General features: G+C 69.0%; 19 protein-coding genes. 5 read left to right on the top strand and 14 right to left on the bottom strand.

Going from position 1 to position 25,001, the window contains the following annotated elements; genetic code table 11:
• On the bottom strand, positions 1-530 hold a 530-nt coding region (locus tag QSG27_RS16835; protein WP_306708088.1), incomplete at its 3' end, for an AbrB family transcriptional regulator.
• 239 nt (positions 531-769) lie between these two features.
• On the opposite strand from QSG27_RS16835, the gene otnI reads away from it, so the two are divergent.
• Both otnI and QSG27_RS16825 read left to right on the top strand, forming a co-directional pair.
• The gene (gene otnI / locus QSG27_RS16830) at positions 770-1,579 is read left to right on the top strand and encodes a 2-oxo-tetronate isomerase (protein ID WP_306708086.1); all 810 of its coding nucleotides are present in this window, start codon (positions 770-772) and stop codon (positions 1,577-1,579) included.
• Positions 1,580-1,581: 2 nt separating this feature from the next.
• Positions 1,582-2,472: an AEC family transporter gene (locus tag QSG27_RS16825; RefSeq protein ID WP_306708084.1), complete on the top strand. Its 891-nt coding sequence runs from the start codon at positions 1,582-1,584 to the stop codon at positions 2,470-2,472.
• Positions 2,473-2,566: 94 nt separating this feature from the next.
• Here the strand turns inward: QSG27_RS16825 and QSG27_RS16820 are convergent, their stop codons facing one another.
• The 12 genes from QSG27_RS16820 to QSG27_RS16765 all read right to left on the bottom strand — a co-directional run bounded on the left by QSG27_RS16820 (position 2,567) and on the right by QSG27_RS16765 (position 19,563).
• Positions 2,567-3,553 (bottom strand): glycosyltransferase family 2 protein, encoded by a 987-nt coding sequence (locus QSG27_RS16820; protein ID WP_306708082.1) that lies wholly within the window; start codon positions 3,551-3,553, stop codon positions 2,567-2,569.
• Positions 3,550-4,473, bottom strand: coding sequence for a glycosyltransferase family 2 protein (locus tag QSG27_RS16815; protein ID WP_306708080.1), 924 nt, complete (start codon positions 4,471-4,473; stop codon positions 3,550-3,552). The genes QSG27_RS16820 and QSG27_RS16815 overlap by 4 nt, the downstream gene beginning before the upstream one ends.
• A 16-nt stretch (positions 4,474-4,489) precedes the next feature.
• Entirely contained in the window at positions 4,490-5,941 is a 1,452-nt protein-coding gene (locus QSG27_RS16810) for a lipopolysaccharide biosynthesis protein (RefSeq protein WP_306708078.1), read from the bottom strand.
• Entirely contained in the window at positions 5,938-7,371 is a 1,434-nt protein-coding gene (locus tag QSG27_RS16805) for an O-antigen ligase family protein (protein WP_306708076.1), read from the bottom strand. Before QSG27_RS16805 ends, QSG27_RS16810 begins: the two co-directional genes overlap by 4 nt.
• Before the next feature lie 230 nt (positions 7,372-7,601).
• Positions 7,602-9,854, bottom strand: coding sequence for a GumC family protein (locus QSG27_RS16800; RefSeq protein ID WP_306708074.1), 2,253 nt, complete (start codon positions 9,852-9,854; stop codon positions 7,602-7,604).
• A gap of 43 nt (positions 9,855-9,897) precedes the next feature.
• Positions 9,898-11,292 (bottom strand): nucleotide sugar dehydrogenase, encoded by a 1,395-nt coding sequence (locus tag QSG27_RS16795; protein WP_306708073.1) that lies wholly within the window; start codon positions 11,290-11,292, stop codon positions 9,898-9,900.
• Between the two features lie 404 nt (positions 11,293-11,696).
• Entirely contained in the window at positions 11,697-12,875 is a 1,179-nt protein-coding gene (locus QSG27_RS16790) for a GNAT family N-acetyltransferase (RefSeq protein ID WP_306708071.1), read from the bottom strand.
• A 70-nt stretch (positions 12,876-12,945) separates the two neighbouring features.
• Positions 12,946-14,145 (bottom strand): right-handed parallel beta-helix repeat-containing protein, encoded by a 1,200-nt coding sequence (locus tag QSG27_RS16785; RefSeq protein ID WP_306708069.1) that lies wholly within the window; start codon positions 14,143-14,145, stop codon positions 12,946-12,948.
• 20 nt (positions 14,146-14,165) lie between these two features.
• The gene (locus QSG27_RS16780) at positions 14,166-14,369 is read right to left on the bottom strand and encodes a hypothetical protein (RefSeq protein WP_306708067.1); all 204 of its coding nucleotides are present in this window, start codon (positions 14,367-14,369) and stop codon (positions 14,166-14,168) included.
• Between the two features lie 275 nt (positions 14,370-14,644).
• A complete protein-coding gene (locus QSG27_RS16775) occupies positions 14,645-15,685 on the bottom strand; it encodes a polysaccharide deacetylase family protein (protein WP_306708065.1) in 1,041 nt (346 codons plus the stop codon).
• A gap of 34 nt (positions 15,686-15,719) precedes the next feature.
• Positions 15,720-16,601: a glycosyltransferase gene (locus tag QSG27_RS16770; RefSeq protein ID WP_306708063.1), complete on the bottom strand. Its 882-nt coding sequence runs from the start codon at positions 16,599-16,601 to the stop codon at positions 15,720-15,722.
• Between the two features lie 787 nt (positions 16,602-17,388).
• Positions 17,389-19,563: a carbohydrate-binding domain-containing protein gene (locus QSG27_RS16765; protein WP_306708061.1), complete on the bottom strand. Its 2,175-nt coding sequence runs from the start codon at positions 19,561-19,563 to the stop codon at positions 17,389-17,391.
• A 429-nt stretch (positions 19,564-19,992) separates the two neighbouring features.
• On the opposite strand from QSG27_RS16765, the gene QSG27_RS16760 reads away from it, so the two are divergent.
• Positions 19,993-20,139 (top strand): hypothetical protein, encoded by a 147-nt coding sequence (locus tag QSG27_RS16760; RefSeq protein WP_306708059.1) that lies wholly within the window; start codon positions 19,993-19,995, stop codon positions 20,137-20,139.
• 19 nt (positions 20,140-20,158) lie between these two features.
• Here the strand turns inward: QSG27_RS16760 and QSG27_RS16755 are convergent, their stop codons facing one another.
• The gene (locus tag QSG27_RS16755) at positions 20,159-20,620 is read right to left on the bottom strand and encodes an Lrp/AsnC ligand binding domain-containing protein (protein WP_306708057.1); all 462 of its coding nucleotides are present in this window, start codon (positions 20,618-20,620) and stop codon (positions 20,159-20,161) included.
• 167 nt (positions 20,621-20,787) lie between these two features.
• Between QSG27_RS16755 and proC the strand changes: the two genes are divergently transcribed.
• Positions 20,788-21,657 carry a pyrroline-5-carboxylate reductase gene (gene proC / locus QSG27_RS16750; RefSeq protein WP_306708055.1) on the top strand — a complete coding sequence of 290 codons (870 nt, stop codon included), beginning with the start codon at positions 20,788-20,790 and terminating at the stop codon, positions 21,655-21,657.
• 68 nt (positions 21,658-21,725) lie between these two features.
• Positions 21,726-25,001, top strand: a 3,276-nt coding sequence (gene putA, locus QSG27_RS16745; protein ID WP_306708053.1) for a trifunctional transcriptional regulator/proline dehydrogenase/L-glutamate gamma-semialdehyde dehydrogenase, incomplete at its 3' end; no start/stop codon positions are given.

Genomic DNA, 25,001 nt, shown 5'->3' with positions numbered 1-25,001 from the left:
GGGTCGGACGGGGCAGGGCGGGGCGGCAGGCCGGGCGCGGACGACACCAGCTCCAGCAGCCAGGGCATGGCGGCGACCAGGGTGAACAGCCGCAGGCTCTGCGCCAACGCGACGCGCGGCAGGTCGGCCCGGCTTTCCGCCGCCAACACGAGAACGGCGCCCAGCGCGCCGGGAACGGCGGCGTAGCGCGCGGTCGCCGGGTCCCAGCGGTGCACCCGCTCCAGCCACGCCGAGCAGGCGACCATGCAGGCCGCCACCGACCCGGCGAGCAGCGCCATGCTGAGCGGCCAGGAGGCCATCTGGCGCAGCGTGTCCGGCGTCACCCCGGCGCCCATGGAAATGCCCAGCAGGACGAAGGCGGCGCTGCCGAGAGGGGAGGGCAGGCGCAGCGTCAGCCCGCCCAGCGCCCCGCCGGCCACCGCGGTCATCGCCCCCATCAGCCACGCCGCGGGCAGCCCCGCGACCGCGAACAGTCCGCCACCCACGGCGGCCAGGAGAAGAGTCAGGGCGGTGGAGGCGAGTCGCGTCATCGTCTGGCGGTTCCGGCTTCTGCGAAGGGTAGGGCAGGGGCCGTGCACTGTGCGTGTCCCCCGCGATGCTCCGCAACCTGTATGGGCGGTACCCTGACAAGCGCGTGCGGCATAGGCCGGCGATTGTCCGGACGGTTCGCCTGCTGCATTGTCGGAACAACCAGCCGCCGCGAAATCGCCGAGGCGGCCCAGACGGAGCGGGAGGAAGCCATGTTCAGAAAGTCCACGGGGCGGACGCCATGAGGTTCGCCGCCAACCTGTCCATGATGTTCACCGAACGGCCCTTCCTGGAGCGCTTCGCCGCGGCCGCGGCGGCGGGCTTCGACGCGGTGGAGTTCCTGTTCCCCTACGAGGTTCCGGCGGAGCGGATCAAGGCGGCGCTGGATGCCCACGGGCTGACCCAGGCGCTGTTCAACCTGCCGCCCGGCGACTGGACGGCGGGGGAGCGGGGCATCGCTTGCCTGCCGGGCCGCGAGGCGGAGTTCCGCGAGGGCGTGGCGGCGGCCATCGCCTACGCGAAGGTGCTCGGCAACCGGCTGCTGCACTGCATGTCCGGCATCCCCCCGGACGGGCTGCCGGACGGTGTGGAACGCGAGGCGGCGCTGGCGCTCTACACGGACAACCTCCGCCACGCCGCGGCGGCCTGCGCGGAGGCCGGGTTGACGCTGCTGGTGGAACCGATCAACAACCGCGACATGCCCGGCTATCTGATGAACGGCACCGCGCTGGCCCGCCGGGTGATCGGGGCGGTGGGGGCGCCGAACCTGAAGCTCCAGCTCGACCTCTACCATTGCCAGATCAGCGAGGGCGACCTCGCCACCCGCATCCGGGCCAACGCCGACCTCACGGCCCATGTCCAGATTGCCGGCGTGCCCGACCGCAACGAGCCCGACCGCGGCGAGGTCCACTATCCCTATCTGTTCGAGGTTCTGGCCGGGACCGGCTACCGCGGCTTCATCGGCTGCGAGTACCGGCCCCGCGCCCGGACGGAGGACGGGCTGGACTGGTTCCGGGCCGCCCGCGAACGCTCCAGGCAGGCCGCGCGCTGACCATGGACCTGCTCGCCCCCCTGTCCGGCATCGCCGCGGTCGTCGTGCCGGTGTTCCTGATCGCGGCACTCGGCTTCGGCTGGAGCCGCGCCAAGCTGCCCTACGACAGCGCCTTCATCACGACCTTCGCGATCAACGTCTCCACCCCCTGCCTGGTCTTCTCCTCGCTGGCGCGGCTGTCGCTGGGCGGGGACGACCTGCTGATCATGGCGGCGGCCTCCATCGGCAGCATGGCGCTGGCCGGTCTGCTGGCCACGCCGATCCTGCTGGCCAGCCGGTTGCCGCTGCGCGTCTATCTGCCGGCGCTCAGCTTCCCGAACGGCGGCAACATGGGCATTCCCGTCTGCCTGTTCGCCTTCGGGGAAACCGGGCTGGGGCTGGCGGTGCTGTTCTTCGCGACGCTGGCCGTCCTGCAATTCACCATCGGCCCGGCCCTGGCGGCGGGGCGCACCGATGTGAAGCAGGTGCTGCGCACGCCGGTGATCTACGCGGTGGCGCTGGCCGTGCTGGTCCTGACGACCGGCTTCCAGCCGCCGCAATGGGTGACCAACACCACGACGCTGCTCGGCAACTGTGCGGTGCCGCTGATGCTGTTCTCGCTGGGGGTGGCGCTGGCGGGGCTGCGGATGGAGGGGATGGTCCGGTCGCTGGCGATGTCGGCGCTGCGCCTGCTGCTCGGTTTCGCCGCAGGGTGGGCGATGGTCGAGATTCTGGACCTGGAGGGCACGATCCGCGGCGTCGTCCTGCTGGAAAGCACCATGCCGGTGGCGGTGTTCAACTATCTCTGGGCGCTGCGCTACAACAACGCCCCGCAGGAAGTGGCGGGGATGGTGCTGGGATCGACGGCGCTGTCGTTCCTGACGCTGCCGCTGTTGCTGGCGGCGGTGATGTGAGAAGGGGAGGGGGTACGCATAGCCCCCTCCCCGGCCCTCCCCCGCTTTGCAGAGGAGGGTTAAGGAGGGGGCCATACTCCGCGACGCCTGTGCCTCACGCCGTCGCCGCGTCCGAATGGGTCGCCGCACGCACGCGGCGGTGGAAGGACGGCGGCACCACGCAGGTCCCGAAGAACATCAGGTAATGCCGCATCTTCGGATCGCCCGCCCGCGTCGCCTCGGCCAGCAGGCGGCGAACCGCGTTCCAGTCGCCTTCGCGGCGGGCCATGCCGACCACCTTGGTCATCAGGAAGGCGGCGTAGGCGTTGCCGGTCATCAGCGGACGGTGCGTGCGCGCCCATTCGAACGCCTGACGCCAGTCGTCCACCGAATGCAGCGAGGCGCGCCCCTCGTCGATCTCCACGAAGCACAGCGGCTCGTCCACGAAGACCAGCTCCGCCCCCGGCTGGTCCAGCGCGCGGAACAGCCAGCCCCAATCCTCGAAATGGCGGTAGTCCGGCATCGGCACGGCCAGAGCCAGAGCCCGCGGCACCATGATCGTCGGGGTGGCGAGATAGCCGGGACGGGACAGCGGGCTGCGGCGGTCGATCAGGTAATCGCTGATCGGCTCGCCCGGCTCCGGACGGCGCTGCGGCCAGACGTAGCGGCGCTCCCCGATGCTGACGCTGGTGCTGCACGACACCACGGGCAGCTTGGCCCCGGACGCCTTGGCCGCGGCGAGCTGCCGTTCCAGCTTCTCCGGCGCCCAGGAATCGTCGTCGTCCAGAAAGGCGATCCATTCGCCCAGCGCCGCCTGCACCCCGGCGTTGCGCGCCCCCGCGGGGCCGAGCGAGCGCGGGTTCTGCACGATGCGCAGCCGGCGGTCCTCCACCGCCTCCAGGGCGGTGACGGTGGCGGGGTCCGGCCCGTCCACGACGACGACGATCTCCAGATCCGTGACGGTCTGGGCGCGCACGCTCTCCACGGCGTTCAGGACCAGATGCGGGCGGTTGCGCGTCGGGATGACCGCGCTGACGGTGACGGGCGCAGCTTCGGCCGCCCCGCCCTTCGCCCCCGCATCTTTCGCCTCAACGTCCTTCATCGCTTGTACTCCAGATATTGGAAGCCCATCAGGCCGTAGAGATAGCCGCTGCCCACGCAGATCTTCTGAAGCCGGCGGATCGGCCAGCTCGCGTCGAACACCATCGCCATGGGCACCAGCGGCAGGGCGGCAAGGTTCAAGGCGATGTGCGCGAGGCCCAGCGTGGAGCGCTTCACCAGCGTGCGGCGCTGGCCGTTCAGCTTGGCCTCGGTCAGCGACACGCAGGTGCCCAGGCGGAAGGCCCGGCGCAGCACCCAGCGCGCGGTCATGCGGCTGGCCGGCACATGCTCCTCGATGGTGGCCTCGTCGCACCAGACGATGCGGTGGCCCTGGCGCCGGATCTGCTCGAAGAACAGCACGTCGCTGCCGCCGGACAGGCTCAGCTCCGGGTCGAAGCGCACGCCGCCCTTCAGGATGGAGCGGCGGAACAGCACGTTGCCGGTGGCGCAATAGGCCGGCTCGCTGCCCGTGGGCATGCGCTGCAGGTCGTGGAAGCGGCCCTTGGTCAGCCAGTCCGGCGGGCGTTTCTCGTAGATCGGCAGGACCGGCCCGGCGACCACGGCGGCGCCGGTGCGCTCCATGGCGGTGACCAGCCAGTCCAGCCAGCCGGGGCTCGCCACCTCGTCATCGTCGATGAAGGCGATCAGGTCGGCGTCCGCCGTCTCGTCCAGGCAGCGGTTGCGGGCGGCGGGAATGCCCGGCACCGGCTCCGCCGCGTAACGGACGGGAAAGCGCCAGCCCTCCGCCATGGTCCGGCACAGAGGCTCGGCGGAGCGCGCCGGGTCGTTGTCCACCACCAGCACCTCGACATCCAGCGGGGCGTCCGGGTTGAAGGTCAGCCCCTCCAGCGACAGCAACGTGCGTTCGAGATCCTTCGGCCTGCGGTAGGTGCACACGCAAACCACCAGCTTTTTCGACATGGTGCCTGTTCCTTCCTCACGCCTGTTCAAGTTGCTCATGCCGGGACCGTGTGCGTTTCAGCCGGGCCAGCCCACCCCGCACCTGTCCCATCAGGTTGGCGGGGTTGAGCAGGGCCAGGGCCAGCAGATAAAGGCTGCCCGCCGGGGCGAGCTGGACGAGCAGCAGGTCGCTTTCCCGCGCCGCGATCTCCAGCCCGGCGGCGAACAGCAGGGCGGCGGCGGTCACCTTCAGAAGATCCTTCACCGGCACCGCCAGGACGCCGGCCCGCGGCATCAGGATGAGCGCGGCCACCACCCAGCCGAGCTGCGCCGCCAACGAGCCGTAGGCCGCCCCGATCACCCCGAAGCGCGGGATCAGGAACAGATTGGCGCCGATGTTCAGCACCGCCGTCAGCATGGTCAGCAGCAGGATGTAGCCGGTCTTCTTGGTCAGGTGCAGCGACAGGTCGAAGTGGTAGATGCGCAGGATGCTGATGAAGACCGACAGGGCAACGATGGGCATGATCGCCGCCCCGGTCTCCCGGTACGCTTCGCCCAGCAGAAGCCCGACGATGCCGCGGGCGGAAATCACCTCCATCAGCACCAGGGGCAGGCAGACCAGCAGCAGGATGGTCAGGTTCTGCGCCATGATCGGGCGGGCCGCCCGCGGGCCGGCGCCGTCGTAGGCGCGCGACGCCATCGGCAGCGTGACCAGCGACGCCGCCGACGCCACCAGCATGATCGGCTGCTTGGCGAGGTCGAAAGCCATCGCGTAGGCGCCCGCCGCCGCCTCGCCGATGAACCAGTAGATCAGGAAGCGGTCCGCGAAATCGAGCGCCCAGCCGACCATCAGGCTCAGCATCAGCGGACCGCCGAAGGTCAGCAGAAGCCCGACCCGCTCCCGCTTGGGCCAGCGCAGCGAGATGCCCTTCAGGTCGGAGCGCAGCCAGATCGCGGTGACCAGCAGGAAGCCCAGGCTGGTGCCCAGCAGAAGCCCCTCCTGCGTCCAGCCGATCAGCACGAAGGCGGAGCCGAGCGCCAGCCCGAACAGCGCCTTGGCGAAGGACTTGGCCGCGAAGACGGAGCCCTTCAGCCGCGCCCGCGACATCTGGATCGACAGGTCGAACCAGGAAATCAGGATCGCGATGACCGGCAGATACAGCACATAGTCGATGCCGTTCATGCCGGGATAGAAGGCCACCACGGCGCCCAGAATGGCAAGGACGCCGCAGGCCACCACCAGGAAGGCGGTGACGACGGTGGACAGCCACGCATCGCGTTCCGCCGCATCGCCGCCGCACTTGCGCAGGACGAACAGGCCCATCCAGGAGAAGCCGCAGGCGTTGATCGCCGCCGCCGCCGCCATGACCAGCGCGTAATGGCCGTAGGCGTCCGGCGTGACGATGCGCGAGAAGACCGCGACCGCCGCGAAGCCCAGGATGCCGACGGCGATCCGGGTCGCGAAGAAGGCAAAGCCGCTCGACATCATGACCGCGACTCCGCCACAGGGATGCCGTCCCTCAGTTTGGGGCGCCGCCCCGGCGCCGGGCGCGGGGTCAAAGCATGGGCGTGCACGGTCCTCGCCAGCCGCGTCTGGAAGGCGGTGAAAAGGAACCACAGCAGGCCGTTCTGGATCAGCAGGCTGCTTTCCGCGACGTTGCCCAGCAACAGCATCATGGCGAAGACGATGTGCCAGCGCGCCGCCCCGCTGCGGTCCACCGGGACGATCCGGGCGATCCGCGACAGGTAGATCGCATAGGCCACCAGGAAGAGGCCGAGGCCGAGCAGGCCGACGTCCAGCGTCGTCTGGATGAAGCCGTTGTGGGCGTGGATGTCGAACCGGCCCGAGGTGCGCCAGAACAGAGCGCCCGGCGCCTCCAGTCCCGACCAGAAGGCGCTGAAGCCGTAGCCCAGCACCGGCTGCTGCTCGATCATCCGGAAGGCGAAGTCCCAGATCAGCGTGCGCCCGGTCAGCGTGATGTCGCGGCCCAGCAGCCCGACGATGCTCTCCAGATTCAGCAGCGCGAAGATCGCGGCCAGCATGATGACCATGGTGCCGCCGTACAGCTCCAGTGCCAGCGACCCGGCGTCCTGGCGGTGGGTGACCAGCATCACCAGCGTCATCCCCGCCGTGGCGACGATCAGCGCCGTGGCGGAACCGGACATGGCGAGGCAGCCCGCCATGATCGCGAAGGTTCCCAGCCGCCAGACCAGCGCCATGGTGTCGGTCACCGGGCGGGAGCGCAGGACGAACAGACCGGCGGTCAGGCCGAAGGCCATGGCGTCGCCCAGCCCGTTCTTGTGGGAAAAGACGCCGCGCCACTGCGATCCCTGTTCCGCCGGCATCAGGCCGTAGCTCGGCAGGCCGACCGCCAGCAGCGCGCTCAGCACCGCCAGCACGAAGACCGCCCGGTGGATCAGCCGGGCCAGAGCGACCTCGCCGTAGGACAGGCCGACATAGAGGCCGAAGATCGTGGTGCCGACCAGGGCCACGCTGCGGCGGATGGTCAGCGACGGATCGTGCGACCATTGGCTGGACGCGATGGCCAGCACGACCATGAGGGCCATGGGAATGCTGAGATAGCGGAAGGCCCGGACGCCGTGGAGCATGACGATCCGCAGCAGAGCCGTGGCGTAGAGGGCCGCGAAGATGAGCTGCTTGATGGTGTCGCCGGAGGATTCCGGCGCGCCGCCCGCCCGCAGGATGAAGCGTTGCGAGGGTGCCGACATCATGACCGACAGCAGCGCGTCCCACAGCAGGATCAGGCCGATGGCGCACACCACCTGATCGAACAGGCTGGGCGTCAGGTCGGCGGCGCTGCCCAGACGCGGCGGTGTCCGTGGCCGGGCGGGCGGCGCTTCCGCTGCGGGCGCCGCCGCCAGAGCGGCTCGGTTTCGCGGAAATGGCGTTGCACTCATCCTGTTCCCCTGATGAACCCTTCTACGCCCTCGCCCCTCCAAGGAGAGGGAGGGGACCCACCGCGTCAGCGGTGGGGAGGGGGAGGAGGCCGGTGCGCCTGTGGCGCACCGCCAAGGGGCAGGCTGCCCCTTGGCAATCCCCTGGCATGGGCTGGCGCCCATGCTGCCCCCTCACCCCGCCCCTCTCCCCGGAGGGGAGAGGAAATTTTATTTCCGCCGTCACGTCATGGTCAGCGCGTGTAGTAGCGGCGCGCCTCGTTCATGCCGTAGGCTTCTTCCGAAGCGTCGGTCCGGGCCAGCCGCTTCAGGTCCACCCGGCTCAGCACGACGCTGGTCACGTCGCGGCCCAGCTCGGTCAGCCGGTCGATGGCCCGTTGGACCACGGCGCGCGGCGTCTGCTCCCAGCGCACCACGAACAGGCATTCCGTCGCCGAGCGGGTCAGCACGCCCGCGTCCGCCACGACCGCCATCGGCGGGGTGTCGAGGATGACGCAGTCGTATTCCAGCGAGGCGAACTTGATGATGCTCGCCAGCTTTTCCGACCCCAGAAGCTCCTGCGGGTGGTCGCAATGCGGGCGGCCGACGACGTAGTGCAGGCCGGTGCGACCGTCCACCTGGACCACGTCCTGCCATTCCGCCTTGCCGACGATCAGGTCGCTCAGGTCGCCCGGCGCGTTGTCGCCCAGCACCTTGCCGATGCGCGGGCAGCGCAGGTCGCATTCCAACAGCAGCACCCGCCGGCCCGACGCCGCCAGCATGCGCGCCAGGGTCAGGCAGACCGTGGTCTTGCCCTCGCCGGGAACGGCGGAGGTGACCATCACCACGGAGCCGGTGTTCAGGGCGCCGCGGGCGTAGAGCGACACGCCGATGGCGCGCACCGCCTCGCTGTACTCCGACCGCGGGCGGTCGAGGACGTAGTCCTCCGGCTTGGCGTTCTTGTGCTGCGGCAGGGACGGCACCAGCCCGATGGCCGGCACGCCGATGGTCTCCTCCACATGCTGGGTGTTGCGGAAGGTCTTGTTCAAGTGGTCGCGCAGGAAGGCCAGGAACATGCCGATCAGCAAGCCCACGGCAAGACCGCCGCCGACGAACAGCTTCTTGCCCGGCGTGGACGGCTCCAGCGGCGGCTCCGCCTTGGACACGACGCGGGCGTCGCGCTGCTGGAGGTCGCCCTGTTCGCGCGTCTCGACGAGACGCTGGAGCAGACCTTCGTAGACGCGGCGGTTGGCGTCGGCCTCGCGCTGCAACTGGGCCAGGCGGACGTTGGCGCCCAGCTCGCCCGCGGTTTCGGCGGTCAGCTTCTTCAGCGCGGCCTCAAGCTCGCGCTCGCGGGCGCGGGCGATCTCGACCTCGTTGTTGATGACCGCCATGATCTTCGTGGCTTCCTCACGAATCTTCTGGCGCAGGTTGGTGAGCTGCGTGACGTAGGCCTGCACCGCCGGGTGCTGGTCGCCGTAGCGGGTGCGGTATTCGGCCAGCCGCCGCGCGATGCCAGACTCCTCCTCGCCCAGCCGCTGGATCAGCGGGGAGCCCAGTACCTCCGCGGCGTTGCCCTCGGTCGGGCTGCGGGCGACGATCCGGGCGTTCTGCGCCCGCGCCTCCGCCCGGCCCCGCTCCGTCTGGGCGACGACCAGGGCGCGGTTCAGCTCGGCCAGCTGCTGCGACAGGAAGGACTCGCCGCCGGCCCCGCCGAGCACGAGGCCCTGCTGCGCGCGGTAGTCCTGCACCGCCTTGTCCGACGCCTCGACCTGGGCGCGCAGCTCGGTGATGCGGTCCTCCAGCCATTTGTTGGCCTGCTGGGTGACCTCCTGCTTGGTGTTCAACTGATCGAGCAGGTATTCGTCCACGAAGGCGTTGGCGATGCGCGCCGCCTTCTCCGACTCCTTGGCCTTGAAGGAGACGACGATGGTGTAGGACTGCGCGTCGCTGGTCGCGGACAGGCCGCGGCGGACCTCCGCGATGACCGCGGCGCGCTCCTTCTCCGGCGTCGTCGGCTCCTTCACGCCGATCCCGGCGGAATTCAGGTAACCGGTGATCTGCTGGCGCAGCGGCGACAGGTCGTAACCGAGAATGTCGTTGATGCCGGCGACGGCCCGGTCGATGGCCGAGGGCCGCTCGATGGCGCCGTTGAATTCCGGGTCGTGGACCAGCCCCAGCCGGTCCACCACCTTGGCGGCGGTGGCGGTGGCGGTGATCATGTCGATTTCGGTCCGGATCGCCGCCGCCTCGCGCGGGAGGTTGGAGATCACGGCGTCGATGTCCGTGACCGCCGTCGTGCGCGGGTCGATGATGAGCACGGCCTGGCTGGTGAACCGCGGCTCGTAGAGCAGGGCACCGGCGGTGGCCAGCGCCGTGCAGCACAGGACGCTGGCGATGATCGTGCTCCGGCGCCGGCGCAGCACCTGGAGGAGGTCGCGCAGCGCGACCTCCCGCGTGCTGGCTTCGGACCCCAGGGCTCCGTCTACTTGAGTGTACGCGGCCATCCCATTCTCCTGAGGATCGGTCGGTAAGGGTCCAGGCCGGCGGTCAGCCCTTCACGATCTTCTCGTCCACGATGCCGGCCTTGCCGAAGGCGTTGCGGGTGTCGACCACCAGCGGCAGCCCGTCCAGCAGGGTCTTCAGGTCGAAGGAGTCGTGATCGGTGCACAGGATCGCCGCGTCGAAGGCGCCCTCCCGGATGTCTTCCAGATCGACCGACTGCGTGCCGGTCATACGGGCCAGCCGGCGGGTTTCCCGAAGCTGCGGAACATGCGGGTCGTAGTAGGACACCTCGCAGCCGCGGTCCTGGAGCAGTTCGATGATCTTCAGCGCCGGGCTTTCACGCAGATCCTCGATGTTCTTCTTGTAGGCGACGCCGAGGATGAGGATGCGCGACCCGCGCAGCGCGCGGCCCAGCTTCACGTCCATGGCCTGGGACAGCCGCTCCACCACGTAATGCGGCATGCGGGTGTTGATCTCGCCGGCCAGCTCGATGAAGCGGGTGGCGACGTCGAACTCGCGGGCCTTCCAGGTCAGATAGAAGGGGTCGATGGGGATGCAGTGGCCGCCCAGGCCGGGGCCGGGGTAGAAGGGCATGTAGCCGAAGGGCTTCGTCTTGGCGCCCTCGATCACTTCCCACACGTCGATGCCCATCGCGTCGTAGACGACCTTCAGCTCGTTGACGAGCGCGATGTTCACGCAGCGGAAGATGTTCTCGGTCAGCTTCACCGCCTCCGCCGCCTCCAGCGAGGAGACCGGGATCACCCGCTCCAGCGCGCGGCCGTACATGGCGCAGGCGATGCGCAGCGCGTTGGGGTCCTCGCCGCCGACGATCTTCGGGATGCGGGCGGTGGTGAAGGTCTCGTTGCCGGGATCCTCGCGCTCCGGCGAGAAGGCCAGCAGGAAATCCGTGCCGCTGACGAGGCCGGTCTTCTCCAGGATCGGGCGCACCACCTCGCGCGTCGTGCCGGGGTAGGTGGTCGATTCCAGGACGATGAGCTGGCCGGGGCGCAGCACCTGGGCGATCTGCCGGGTGGTGACCTCGATGCAGCTCATGTCCGGTTCGCGGTTGCGGGTCAGCGGCGTCGGCACGCAGATGACGATGGCGTCCATGTCCGCCAGCGTCTGGAAGTTCGCCGTGGCCGTGAAGCGCCCCTCGTCGAGCATCCCGCGGACCTCGTCCGTCGAGACCGTTCCGATGTAGGAGGTGCCGCCGTTCAGGCTGGCGACCTTTTCCGGGTCGATGTCGAAGCCCGTCACCGAGAAACCGGCCCGCGCGAACAGCCGCGCCAGAGGCAGGCCGACATAGCCCAGGCCGATGACGCCGACGCTGGCGGTGCCCGCCGCGATCCTCGACTCCAGCGCCGCCAGGGCTTCCGGAATGCCGGACGTGCCGACCGAACCCCCGCTCACCAACAGGTCGGCAAACTCATTGCTCGACATAAGACGTCTCCTTTCCCGACTCTCTTGCTCGTAGAGGTTTCACCGTTATTCACGCTGTATTGCAGAAGCCAGATGCGCCGACACAAAACCGAAGCCAAGGTCCGGTTCTGACATCGGGCCTTGGCTTTTGTTTTTCATAGGACTTATCGATCGGCGTTTCCTCTCACCGAATACATTAGGCTGCTTTATCTAAACACCCAGCAATCGTGATAGAAAAAGTGGAAGCCGTAAACGTCGTAAAAGGCCAAACCACCGTCAGTGGACCGGGATCACTTTCTTGTGAGACTTTCGGGATGGCCGTTCCAAAAGTCGCTTTATTAACCCCTTTTGAGTAACCACCGGCAGAATAGACGAAAGGAGCCGGACCGGCGCGTCGGCAGCCGGACGGCTCCTTCGCACCCCGGTCATCCCTGGATGGCGACTCCTTCCGGTTGCAGACCGGCGGATTCGGGCAGCGTGTTGTGCATCAGGAAGCTGGCGTCGCCGTCGCCCATGGTCAGCAGCCAGTTGCGGCGGTCGGCGAAGTCCGCCCGGTCGATGCCGGCGTCCGGCCCGGCATGCGCCATCACCCGCACCGGAAAGCCCACGCGGTCGGGCACCTTCATCATGCCCATGGCGAGGAAGGTCCGCTCCGCCCGCGCGTTCAGCGTCCGGCAGATGAGGGCGGTGGCACGCTCCTGTGCCGCGATGCGCAGCGTGCGGCTCAGCAGGACCCACAGCCACTTCGGTTCGCACAGGTAATCCACGATGGCGAGGCAGGGCTCCTTCCGCCAGGTCTCGTGCCGCAGCACCACATAACCCAGCGGCTTCCCCCCGCGCGTCAGGACGAAGCGGCGGTAGGCCGACGCGCAGGGAATCTCGTCGTAGCGCCAGCGCAGGTGCGTCAGATCGCGCAGAGCGATCATCGGGTAGTGGGGGGAGGCGCGGCGCCAGATGGCGTCGGCGCGTCCGTCGAACCGCCCGATCTCCTCGAACCGTCCGCCGGTCGCCCGGCTCAGCAGATGGCCGGCGACCCGCGCGCCGTGCAGCACCGGACCGGCGAGCGTCCCGATGGTCCGCATGCGGCCCCGGAGCGAGGACGCCTCCAGGCAGCGCCGCGTGTTCAGGGGAAAGACGTAGGCGGGCAGGGCCCCGATGTCGATCCAGCCCGCCTTCGTGTAGGCCTTGTAGGCGGAATCGGAAATGTGGATGGCCATGGCCAGCGGGCGGCTGTCGAGCTGCGCCTCCGACAGGGGCGTGAAGGCGCCGCGCATCCGCCATTCGGGCAGGACCATCAGGCTGTTGGCCCAGGAAGCCGGGATTTCCCGGTCCCGCGCCTTCAGGCGGAAGGGAATCCCGCATTGCTGGCCGACGATTTGCCCCTGCCGCTTGCAGACCCAGACCTGCGGCCCGTCCGCGTCCCGGTCGGGCACCTCGTCGAAGAGCCAGCGGTTGTAGGACTCGTCCACCTGCCAGACCCGGTCTCCGAACATCTTCCGCTGAAAGCCGCGCAACTCCGCCGTGTCGGAGCTGTCGAAACGGAAAACGGTTTTCTTCAGCCGGTCGGCGATCGACTGGCCGACGGTGCTGCTGCTGCTGCTCACATGCCCCCCCTTCTTCGAACGCGCGGTTCCTCCGCCCGGCCCGCGGCTCGTCCGCGAACCGGGGCCGGGGTCAGCGCACGGTTTCCGGCCGCATCCCGGATGTCTCCCGCACGGTTCCTCCTGTCTGTTGGATCGCGGTGGGTCCGGTCCCGGATTCTGTCTTGGGTTCGTCGCTGATCCGGTTGCCGGTGACGGTCTTGCCGATGGTGTCGGCGATGATGATGGCGGCCCGCTTGCCGTTGCGGTGGAAGAGGTTGTCGCGCAGCTCCAGCGTGATGGCGCCGTTGCCCTTCTGGTGCTGCAGGACGCCGCCGTTGTTGTCGTAGAACTCGTTGTCGTAGACCCGGTAGGTCACGTCGATCCCCCGGTTCTGGCCGAGCGAGATGCCGGCGTCGGCGTTGCGGTAGATGACGTTGCGGTAGATCTCCGTGCTCGACTTCGCCAGGATGCCGGCGCCGCGCGGGTTGTCGTGGATCACGTTGTCGTGGATCTTCAGCGCGCTGCCGGCCTGCCCCTGGTCGTGGTAGAGGCCGTGGGAGCGCCCTTCGCCGCCGTTGATGCCGTTGTTGCGGATCCGGTTGTGGGCGATCTCGCCGGTCAGGATGCGCCCGTTCCAGCCGGAATAGACGCCGCCGTCCTTGCGCCAGCCGTTGTCGGCGATGGTGTTGCGCGTGATGACCTGACCGGTGTTGTCCGCGGCGTAATGCACGATCCCATAGGCGCCGTTGCCGGTGATGGCCGATCCGTCGATCCGCAGCCCGTCGGAGGTCCCGGCAACGACGATGCCCGACCCGCCGTTGCCTGTGACGGTCACGTTCGTCACCGAGACGTTCCGCGCCCGCGGGCCGAGCAGCAGACCGGTGTCCGCGGCGCCGGTGATGGTCAGCCCGTCGAAGGCAACGCCCGTCCGCCCGTTCAGACCGACCGCGACCGGGGCGCCCCGCGCGTCGATCACCGGCGCGTCGCCCTTGCCATAGGCGCCGTAGGTGACGGGCCGCTCCGCCGTGCCGGAGGAGGAAACCAGAAGGCTGCCGCGCCAACTTTCGCCACGCTCGAACAGCACGCGGGTTCCCGGCGCGAAGCTGGTCGCGTTCACCTTGTCCAGCGACCTCCACGCCTCCTTCGGGCCGCGGCCCGACCGGCGGTCGTCGCCGTCCGTGGCATCGACGTAGAAGACCGGCGCGTCGTCGGCGCTCCCACGCGCGCTGGCGAACAGCGGCTGCTGGGCGGGACGCTCGATGGCGGGGGGAGGAAGGGGAAGGTGATCCATGAGTCTCGGCTCGCGGTGCCTTACACGGCGATGCGGATCAGCGCGTAGGCCAACCCCCAGGCCACCAGAGCGCAGCCGGTGCACAGCAAGGCCCAGCCCGCCCGGCGCCGATCGAGCATCGGCCGATCGACGCCGGCCGCCGTCTTCGGCGCGGCGTCCGCCGGAAGAATGTCGGCGACTCTTCCGAGCAGATCGGGGCTGGCCGGCGTGGCTTGCTCGATCATAGCGATCTCCTTGCGGGGCCTGATAAGCGGAAGCACAGGCTACTGAAACCGCAGCGTGTCCGTATCCCGGTATTTTGTGTTACTTCGCTGCCAAATAAAGGGAAATGAAAAGTGATCACGCTTAAGCGATCAGGGCACGATATGGGGGCATTCCAAAGGGATGGATCGGCATTCTCTTTGGAATTGGCCCGCTGGCGTCGCACAGGACACGCGCGCCAACAACAAACGCCCCCGCTCCCGTCTCGGGAGTGGGGACGGCAGATGTGGCGGTTCTCTCAGCCCGCCAAAGCGCGCTTCAGGTTTCCGGCGCCGCCGCGCAACAGACGCCTCACCAGTTGCCGCCGGGCGGGCGCCGGGCCGTTCTCGAAGCAGATCCGCTGAATTCGCCGCTGCGGACCGCCGCGCCGCGGCCAGGACGTGCCGAAGGTCACATCGACACCGCCGCCATACAGCTCCCCGAACAGCGCGTCGGGCAGGCCCTCGTCCGAATAGGGGAAGGCGAAGGAGCCGCAACCGGCCCCGAACAGCGCGCGGATGCCGGCCACGCTGCCCGTGACCTCCTCCTTCCGCTGCTCCGCCGTCAGCAGGCGGTGGTTGGGATGGTCGAAGCCGTGGGCGCCGATGGACACCCCTTCCGCCATCAACTCCGTGATCTCGCCGCGGGTCAGGTAGGGCTTCCGGGAAGCCAGGAACTCCGCCGTGTCGAACTCCAGCACGGCGGCGATCTCGTCCAGCACGGCGCGCTGGTCCCAACTCACCGCCATGACGCCCGCGGCGGGATCGGCGGCGGCGGCACCCGCCCGCGCCAGGGTGGCGGCGCAGACGGCGCGGCGGGGATCGGCCTCCGCCAGCCGGCGCAGCCGCTCCGCCAGAAGGCTGGCCTTGTGCCGGTAGAACAGCGTCCTGTTGTCGAGGAAGTTCAGGTTCAGATACAGCGCCGGACGGATGCCCTTGCGGCGCAGGATGGGCATCGCCACCTCCGCGACCTCGCGCATGCCGTCGTCGAAGGTGACCAGAAGCGACGGGCGGCGGATCTCCGGCCCGCCCATCGCCGCCCCGGTGACCGTGGGCAGGTCCGTCGGCTCGAAGCGCTTCAGGAGGAAATCCAGATCCTCCGTGAACTCCCGGGGCGTGCGCGGGCGGTAGATGTGCTTCAGATGGTCCGGCGCCGTGTCGCAGACGGCGTGGTAGACGACGGCCAGCACCGGGCTGCCGTAGGCGTGATGGCAGGCGGTCCCCAGCGGGTTGCGCAGCGCGTCCATCCAGCGGAGCCGCCGCCCCCACCCGCCACCGGAAATCACGTCGGCAACGCTCATTCATGTCCTCCCGCAGAGGGTCAGAGGGCAGGGTTCAGAGGGCGTCCGCCCCATCGGGGGCAAGGCGCTTGGGCCGCATCATGGCGCTGTGGATCCGGGTCATGACCTGCGCTTCGGTCGGCGTGCGGACCATGCGGTACAGCATCTTCTTCAGGGCCGGCGGCGTCAGCCGGAAGCCGATCTGAAGCGACGCCGTCGCCAGGAATTCCGAATTGGTCAGGAAACCCGACCGCCAGCACCAGACCCGGAAGGCCCATTCGTTGACGGCGTAGCGCAACCCGCCGCGGCGGACGCGCTGGGCCATGCTGGTGCGGAAGAGGAGAAGCGCCTCCTGCACCGTCTCCATCCGCGCCCCGGCCTGGAGCAGGCGGACATACAGGTCGTAGTCCTCCAGATTCCCGAAGCAGGAGCGGTAGCCGCCGATGGCGGTCAGCGCCCGCCGCCGCACCATCATGGTGGGGTGCGACAGGACGCAGTGCCATTTCATCCCCTGGCTGATCTCGGCGTGGGTCGCCGGACTGCGCTTCACGCAGGTGATGGCGCCGGGGTCCTGTTCGAACTCCGCATGCCAGGAGAACGAGGCGTCCAGCCCCCCCTGCTCCGCGAAGGCCCGCGCCTGCGTCTCGAAGCGGTGGGGCAGGCAGATGTCGTCGCTGTCCATGCGGGCCACCAGATAGCCCGTGCAATATTGCAGCCCGTCGTTCAGCGCGCGGGCCAAGCCCCCCTGGTTGCGCCGCCGCACCACCACCAGCGGGCAGGCGCGCGACGCCTGATAGCGGGCGATGACCCTTTCCTGCTCCTCCCCGATCCGCCCATCGACCACCAGCACGCATTCGCGCGGCAGAAGCGTCTGGGTGTAGACGCTCTCCAGCGCGGCCTGAAGGTTGTCCGCCTTCTCCCCGGCGTAGGTGGCCATGAGAACGCTGATCGATTGAGTGTCCCGACCGTCCCCCGGTCCGCTCAAGTGATTCATACCTGGTCTCCACCCCTTTTTTCATGGCGACGCGGACCGGGCGACGCGGACCGGAAGCGGCGGTCCCGGGGATGGAGGCGCGTGCGCCGTCCTGCCCCCGGCACCGCGGCACGCGCGCGGAACCGGTTCCGGCGTTCCTTCCCCTGTGGCCGTCGGTCGGGCGCCTGCTCGGCGCCAGCCGCCCCGTCCTTGTCGTCGTTGTCGGCGCAGTTCTTGTCCCGTGTCGTCCTTTTCGGTGTCGGTTTTCATGAAAGGCTTCGTCCGGTCCGCATCCCGGAACAAGCCTCCCTCGGCGTCGTTGCCGTCACGGCCGTCGTTGCCGATGCATGCATAGGCACGGAATAGGTCCGCCGACGCTATCAAAGGTCGAATGGCTGGTAAACCTACATAAAGTGCAAGACAAATATCCCCTTCGCGGCGCTCCAAAGGGAAAGCCGCCTGCCACTTTGGTCGATTGGGGAAAAAGCGGGGGATGCCGCGCGCCCGGCGGAGAAATAATGGCTGAGCACCATGAAAAGCCGGCGAATACGGCTTGCCTCCGGGCTCCATCACTCCGCAGCCGCAAGGCTTATTGTGCAACGCACCAGGAAAAGCGGTGGGCGAGGCGCCTCGGACCGTGCTCTGCTTCCGATTATTGCCGTTTTGCGCCGCATGCGGAAGCCGGAAACGCCGGCGCCCGGCCACAAAGGGCCGGGCGCGGTCGTTGCCAAAGGGTTGGAACAGCCCGTCGTTACGCGGTCGGGTTGGCCTTGGTGGCCGAGGAGATGGTGTTGTTGGTCACCGTCTGCTTGATGCTGTCGGCGATGTTGATCGCCGCGCGGCCGTTGTTGTTGTAGAAGGTGTTGTCGTACAGGCTCAGCGTGATCGACCCGCTGCCCTTCAGGTGCTCCATGATGCCACCGTTGTTGTTGAAGATCTCGTTGCCGTAGATCTTGTAGGTGACGTTGGTGGTCTGGTTCTGGCCGATGGAGATGCCGACGTTCGAGTTGCCGTAGATCGTGTTGTTGTAGATCTCGGTGCTCGACTTGGCCAGGATGCCGGCGCCGCGCGGGTTCGAGTAGATCGCGTTGTCGTGGATCTTCAGGGTGCTGTTGGCTTGGCTGTGGTCGTGGTACAGCCCATGCGACCGGCCGTCGCCGCCGCCGCTGCCGTTGTTGAAGATCGTGTTGCCGGCGATCTCGCCGCTCAGGATGCGCCCGTTCCAGCCGGAATAGACGGCGTCGGTCCGCCAGCCGTTGTCGCTGATGATGTTGTTGGTGAAGTACTGGTTGGCGTTGTCGGCGGAGTAGTGGACGAGGCCGTAACCGCCGTTGCCGTCGATCGTGGAATGATCGATGCGCAGGTTGTTCGACGTGCCGCTGATCACCACGCCCGAACCGCGGTTGTCGATGATCTGGGAGTTGGTGACCTTGACGTTGTTGGCGCCGCCGTTCAGCAGCAGGCCGGTGTCGTTCGAACCCGTCATCGTCAGGTTGTCGAACGTGATGTTGTCCTTGTTGTTCAGGCTGACGGCGTAGCTGGCGCCGCTCTTGGCCTTGATGATCGGATCGGCGCCGGAGCCGTAGGCGCCGTAGATGATCGGCTTGTCCGACGTGCCGGAGGTCGAGACCAGCAGGCTGTCGGTCCAGGTCTCGCCACGCTCGAACAGGACCAGCGAGCCGGCGGCGAAGTTGGTCGCGTTCACCTTCGCCAGCGACTTCCAGGCCTGGTTCGGGTCATGGCCGGAGTTGCTGTCGTTGCCGTGCGTCGCGTCGATGTAGAAGACCTGCGAGGCCGGGGTGGCCGGATAGTCCGAGGTGCCGCCGCCCGGATTCGTCGGGGCGGGCGGAGACGTCGGCGTGGTGGGGGTGGTCGGCGTGGTCGGAGTCGTGGGGGTGGTGGGCGTGGTCGGCGTCGTGGTGGAGGGGAAGAACTCCTTCGGTGCGGAAACGACCAGCGTGCCGTCCCACCACATGCCGGACTGGCCCTTCACCACGTCCTTGCCGTCCAAGGCACCCTTGTCGTAGGTGACGGAGGCGTCGGTCGGGTTGACCGCGTTGCCGTTGATGGTGATCTTGTTGACGATCAGGTTGCGGTCCTGGCCGTTCGCCACGCCGTCGTTGTCGTACTGGACCTGGACCTTGTGGGCCTGACCGGCGGCGATGTTGGCGTTGAAGGTGAAGTCCTTGGCCGTGGTGCCGGCGGAGCCTTCACCGATCACCTTGCCGTCCACCAGCACCTTGAAGTGCGGGGACACGCCGCCCGCCACGTTGCCGGCGGCGTTGACGACGATCTTGGTGGCGCCGGTGACCGCTTCCGCGGTGGCGGCGGGGAAGAAGTCCTTCGGCGCGGCGACGACCAGCGTGCCGTTCCACCACATGCCGGACTGGCCCTTCACCACGTCCTTGCCGTCGAGCGCACCCTTGTCGTAGGTCACCGACGGGTCGACGGCGTCGAGCGCGTGGCCGTTGATGGTGATCTTGTTGACGAACAGGTTGCGGTCCTGCCCGTTCACGAAGCCGTCGTTGTCGTACTGGATCTGGATCTTGTGGGCCTGATCCGCGGTCACGTTGGCGTTGAAGGTGAAGTCCTTGGCCGTGGTGCCGGCGGAGCCTTCACCGATCACCTTGCCGTCCACCAGCACCTTGAAGTGCGGGGACACGCCGCCCGCCACGTTGCCGGCGGCGTTGATGACGATCTTCGTGGCGTTGTCGGCGGTCGCGGCGGCATCGGCCAGGGCCAGCGGCTGCACGGCGGTCTGGAGGGCCTGGGCCTGGAGCAGGGAGGCCGGCGCCGCGAACGGATCGGCGGTGGACACGGAGGTCCCGTTGACCGGCGGGTGCAACGTGTCGGCGCCGAGGTCGCTGGCGTAGTTGGTGTGGTCGCCCAGATCCTGGTGGTGAAGGTCGATACCCAGATCGTCCATGGTCTGCACTCTCTTCCTTGTGGGGATGCCACCGCGGTTGGTGGCCGGCGGGGCAGGCACGCGGTCGGTGCGTCCCCATCCTTTCGGTTGATGCTTTCGCCTTTTGGCTTACCCCTTCAGACTATCCATTTCGTTGTGGCCTTAAATGGGACGATTTTAGGATAATAAATCTCAAATGCGTGACAATCAGGCCACAGTGAGGCCGCCGCGCGCCGGTGGCGTGGTCTTTCCGCACTGCAACCAACAGGAAAAGCGCTGCCGCCGATCGACGCGGCGGCGGTATCGCGGAACCGATGCTCAGCCGCCGATGGCGAAGCCGAAGACAAAAAAGTGGCCGCTTCCGGAATCAGTCCATCCGTTGACCCGGGTCAAACTCCGGGAACCGGACCGGGCGTAGCCTCCCGCCATGTTCTGCAAGGAGGCGTGACAATGGACATGATGGTCTTTCTGGTGCTGGGGCTTCTGCTGACCGGCTTTCTGACGACGCTGTCGGTGCTGGGGATCGCCACGCTGCACGCCATCGTCCGCACGGTCGTTCCGGCCCGCCGCGCGGCGGTCCCCGTCCGGCTGTCCTGACGGGGCGCCGCAAGGTGAATCAAAGGGGGAGGGGGCCGTCGTTCTTGACCTCCTCCATCACCGCATAGGTGCGCGTCTCCCGGACGCCGGGCAGCGAGAGCAGCACATCCCCCAGGAACCGCCGGTAGGCCGCCATGTCGGCCACCCGCGTCTTCACCAGATAATCGAACCCGCCGGCCACCATGTGGCACTCCAGAACCTCCGGCGCGTGACGGATGGCCTGGGAGAAGCGGTCGAACACGTCGGGCGTCGTCTTGTCGAGCAGCACCTCGACGAACACCATCAGCCCGAAGCCCAGACGATGCGGATCGAGCCGCGCCGAAAACCCCGTCACATAACCGTCCTTCAGCAACCGCCGCATCCGCTCGCCCGCGGAGGTGGGGGACAGGCCGACCCGCTCCGCCAGATCCACGGCGGAAATCCGCCCGTCCGTTTGAAGAATCGCCAGGATGCGCCGGTCCGTCCGGTCAAGCTCCGTCATTTTCACGCTCCATGCCGCCTTTGGCCGTTGATATCGCGGTTAATGAGCAAAAACAATAATGGAGACACGGCGTGCTCCGCGATAGTCTGCGGAAGCCGCAGCGGAACAAGCAAAACAAAGCGGACGCTGCGGCCTGCAAAGACGAATTGGATCGGGTGAGAGACACCGTGACCCTCGACATTGGCCCAATGGCTGCGGACGGTTCCGGATCGGCGCCGGGCGGCGGCGCGATCCTTCTTCTCGGCGCGGGACGCATGGGCGGCGCCATGTTGCGCGGCTGGCTGGCGCAGGCCGTGCCGGCCTCCGCCGTTTCGGTGGCCGACCCCACGCCGTCGCCGGAGCTGGCCGAACTGGCCGCCCGGACCGGCGTCCGCCTGAATCCGGCGGACGGCGCTCCGGTCGATGTCCTCGTGGTCGCGGTCAAGCCGCAGATGGTCGAGAGCGCCGCGGCGGGCGTGCAGGCGATGCTGACGCCGCACACGCTGGTGCTGTCGATCATGGCGGGCAAGACGCTGGCCGACCTGCGCCGCCTGTTCCCCGCGGCGGGCAGCGTGGTGCGGGCGATGCCGAACCTGCCGGCGGCGGTCGGGCGCGGCGCCACCGTCGCGGTGGCCGAGGCCGGCTGCCCGGCGGACCGGAGGGAGCGCGCCGCCGCCCTGCTGACCGCCGTGGGAAGCCTGGAATGGCTGGCCGACGAGGCGCTGGTGGACGCCGCCACGGCGCTGTCCGGCTCCGGCCCCGCCTATGTCTTCTACCTCGTGGAGTGCCTGACCCGCGCCGGTGTGGAGGTGGGTTTGCCCGCCGGCGTGTCGGAACGGCTGGCCCGCGCCACGGTCGAGGGGGCCGGGGCGCTGATGGGCGCCACGGGCCAGCCGGCGGCGGAGCTGCGGGCCGGCGTGACCTCCCCCGGCGGGACCACGGCGGCGGGCCTTTCCAAGCTGATGGCCGATGACCACCTCCAGACTCTGTTGAACGCGACCCTGCGCGCGGCGGCCCAGAGGGCTGCCGAACTGGGCGGAACCGGCCCGAAAGCCTGAGAAGCACTCCCTTTTCACCATCAGGGACCGGCTCGCCCCCGGCCTGCGGATTCGAGCGGACGACACCGATGAACAGCATGACCAACCCGATCGACACCCGGACCGCCCCCCCGTCCGCCGCCTCCCGTTCCGGCGGCGCCCATTCCAGCGGAACCGGGCCGTTCGCGGACTTCGCCCCGCCCATCCGCCCGGCGACCGACCTGCGCGCGGCGATCACCGCCGCCTACCGCCGGCCCGAGCCGGACTGCCTGCCCGTCCTGTTCGAGCAGGCGTCGCTGCCGCCCGGCACCGTCACCGCCGCGGCGGCCACCGCCCGCAAGCTGATCACCGCCCTGCGCGCCAAGCCGCGGGGCCGCGGGGTGGAGGGGCTGATCCACGAATACAGCCTGTCCAGCCAGGAGGGCATGGCGCTGATGTGTCTGGCGGAGGCGCTGCTGCGCATCCCCGACCACGCCACGCGCGACGCGCTGATCCGCGACAAGATCGCCGGAGGCGACTGGCAGGCGCATCTCGGCAAGGGCGGCTCGATGTTCGTCAACGCCGCCACTTGGGGCCTGCTGATCACCGGCAAGCTGACCTCGGCGGGCGGGGAGCAGGCGCTGTCCTCCGCCCTGACGCGGCTGATCGCGCGGGGCGGCGAGCCGTTGATCCGCCGCGGCGTCGATTTCGCCATGCGCATGATGGGCGAGCAGTTCGTCACCGGCCAGACCATCCAGGAGGCGCTGACCAACGCCCGCCCGATGGAGGCCGAGGGCTTCCGCTATTCCTACGACATGCTGGGCGAGGCCGCCCTGACGGCGGAGGACGCCGCGCGCTACTACGCCGACTACGAGAACGCCATCCACGCCATCGGCAAGGCGTCGGCGGGGCGCGGCATCTACGAGGGGCCGGGCATCTCCATCAAGCTGTCGGCCATCCACCCCCGCTACTCCCGCGCCCAGGCCGAACGGGTGATGGACGAGCTGCTGCCGCGCGTGAAGGCGCTGGCGCTGCTCGCCAAGGGCTACGACATCGGCCTGAACATCGACGCCGAGGAGGCCGACCGGCTGGAGCTGTCGCTCGACCTGATGGAATCGCTCTGCTTCGACCCGGATCTGGCGGGGTGGAACGGCATCGGCTTCGTCGTGCAGGCGTATGGCAAGCGCTGCCCCTACGTCATCGACTTCCTGGTCGATCTGGCGCGGCGCAGCGGCCACCGGCTGATGATCCGGCTGGTCAAGGGCGCCTATTGGGACAGCGAGATCAAGCGCGCCCAGCTCGACGGGCTGCCGGATTTCCCGGTCTACACCCGCAAGGTCTACACCGACGTCTCCTACGTCGCCTGCGCGCGCAAGCTGCTGGCCGCTCCGGACGCGGTGTTCCCGCAATTCGCCACCCACAACGCCCAGACGCTCGCCACCATCTATGAGATGGCCGGCGATGGCTTCCAGATCGGCCAGTACGAGTTCCAGTGCCTGCACGGCATGGGCGAGCCGCTCTACAAGGAGGTGGTCGGCCCGCTGAAGCGGCCCTGCCGCATCTACGCGCCGGTCGGCACGCACGAGACGCTGCTGGCCTATCTGGTGCGCCGCCTGCTGGAAAACGGCGCCAACAGCTCCTTCGTCAACCGCATCGCCGACCCGGCGGTGCCGGTCGAGGAACTGATCGCCGATCCCGTCGCGGTCGCCAGGGCCATCACCCCGGTGGGCGCGCCGCACGCGCTGATCGCCCTGCCGAAGAACCTCTACGCGCCGGAGCGGGCCAACTCCGCCGGCATCGACCTGTCCAGCGAGACGGAGCTTGCCAGCCTGTCCGCCGCCCTGTCGGCCAGCGCCACGGTGGCCTGGACCGCCGTGCCGCTGCTGGCGGACGGCGAGCGGGCGGGGCAGGCCCAGCCGGTGCGCAACCCCGCCGACCGCCGCGACGTGGTGGGCACGGTGACCGAGGCGGACGAGGCGATGGTCGCGGAAGCTTTCGGCCACGCCGTCTCGGCGGCGCCCGCCTGGGCCGCCACCCCGCCGGAGGAGCGCGCTGCTTGCCTGTTCCGCGCCGCCGACGCCATGCAGGAGCGGATGCCGACCCTGCTCGGCCTGATCGTGCGGGAGGCCGGCAAGTCGCTGCCCAACGCCATCGCCGAGGTGCGGGAGGCCATCGACTTCCTGCGCTATTACGGGGCGCAGGTGCGCGACCGCTTCGACAACGCCACCCACCGTCCGCTGGGACCGGTGGTCTGCATCAGCCCGTGGAACTTCCCGCTCGCCATCTTCTCGGGCCAGATCGCCGCGGCGCTGGCCGCCGGCAACCCGGTGCTGGCGAAGCCGGCGGAGGAAACCCCGCTGATCGCCGCCGAGGCCGTGCGCATCCTGCACGCGGCGGGCATCCCCACCGGGGCGCTCCAGCTTCTTCCCGGCGCCGGGGAGGTCGGTGCCGCCCTGGTCGGGCACGAGGCGGTGCGCGGCGTGATGTTCACCGGTTCCACGGAAGTGGCGCGGCTGATCCAGCGCCGGTTGGCCGGGCGCCTGCTGCCGGACGGCGCGCCGATCCCGCTGATCGCCGAGACCGGCGGCCAGAACGCCATGATCGTGGACAGCTCCGCCCTGGCCGAGCAGGTGGTGGGCGACGTGATCGCCTCCGCCTTCGACAGCGCCGGGCAGCGCTGCTCGGCCCTGCGCATCCTCTGCCTCCAGGAGGATGTGGCCGACCGCACGCTGGCCATGCTGAAGGGCGCCATGCGGGAGCTGCGCATCGGCAACCCGGACCGGCTGGCGGTCGATGTCGGCCCGGTCATCAGCGAGGAGGCCCGCGCCACCATCGCCGGCCACATCGAGGCGATGCGCGCCAAGGGCCGCAAGGTCGAATCCCTGCCGCTGCCCGCGGAAACGGCGGAAGGCACCTTCGTCGCCCCGACCGTGATCGAGATCGGCGGCATCGGCGAGCTTGAGCGCGAGGTCTTCGGCCCGGTCCTGCACGTCGTCCGCTTCCGCCGCGACGATCTGGACGCGCTGGTCGATGCCGTCAACGCCACCGGCTACGGCCTCACCTTCGGGCTGCACACCCGCATCGATGCGACCATCGAACGGGTGACCGAACGGATCGGCGCGGGCAACGTCTACGTCAACCGCAACACCATCGGCGCGGTGGTCGGCGTGCAGCCCTTCGGCGGCCACGGCCTGTCGGGCACCGGCCCCAAGGCCGGCGGCCCGCTCTACCTCTCCCGCCTGCTGAGCCGCCGTCCCAAGGGCTGGCTGGAGTTCCGCGGGCCGGACGCGGAGCGCGCGGCGGGGCTGGCCTATTGCGACTGGCTGCGCGCCAAGGGCTTCACGGCGGAGGCGTCGCGCTGCGCCGGCTATGTGGCGCGCAGCGCG

It is taken from the genome of Azospirillum isscasi, assembly GCF_030849505.1.
GTDB lineage: Bacteria > Pseudomonadota > Alphaproteobacteria > Azospirillales > Azospirillaceae > Azospirillum > Azospirillum isscasi.
The sequence above is the reverse complement of the archived record's forward strand: the minus strand, read 5'-3'. Positions and strand labels throughout refer to the sequence as shown.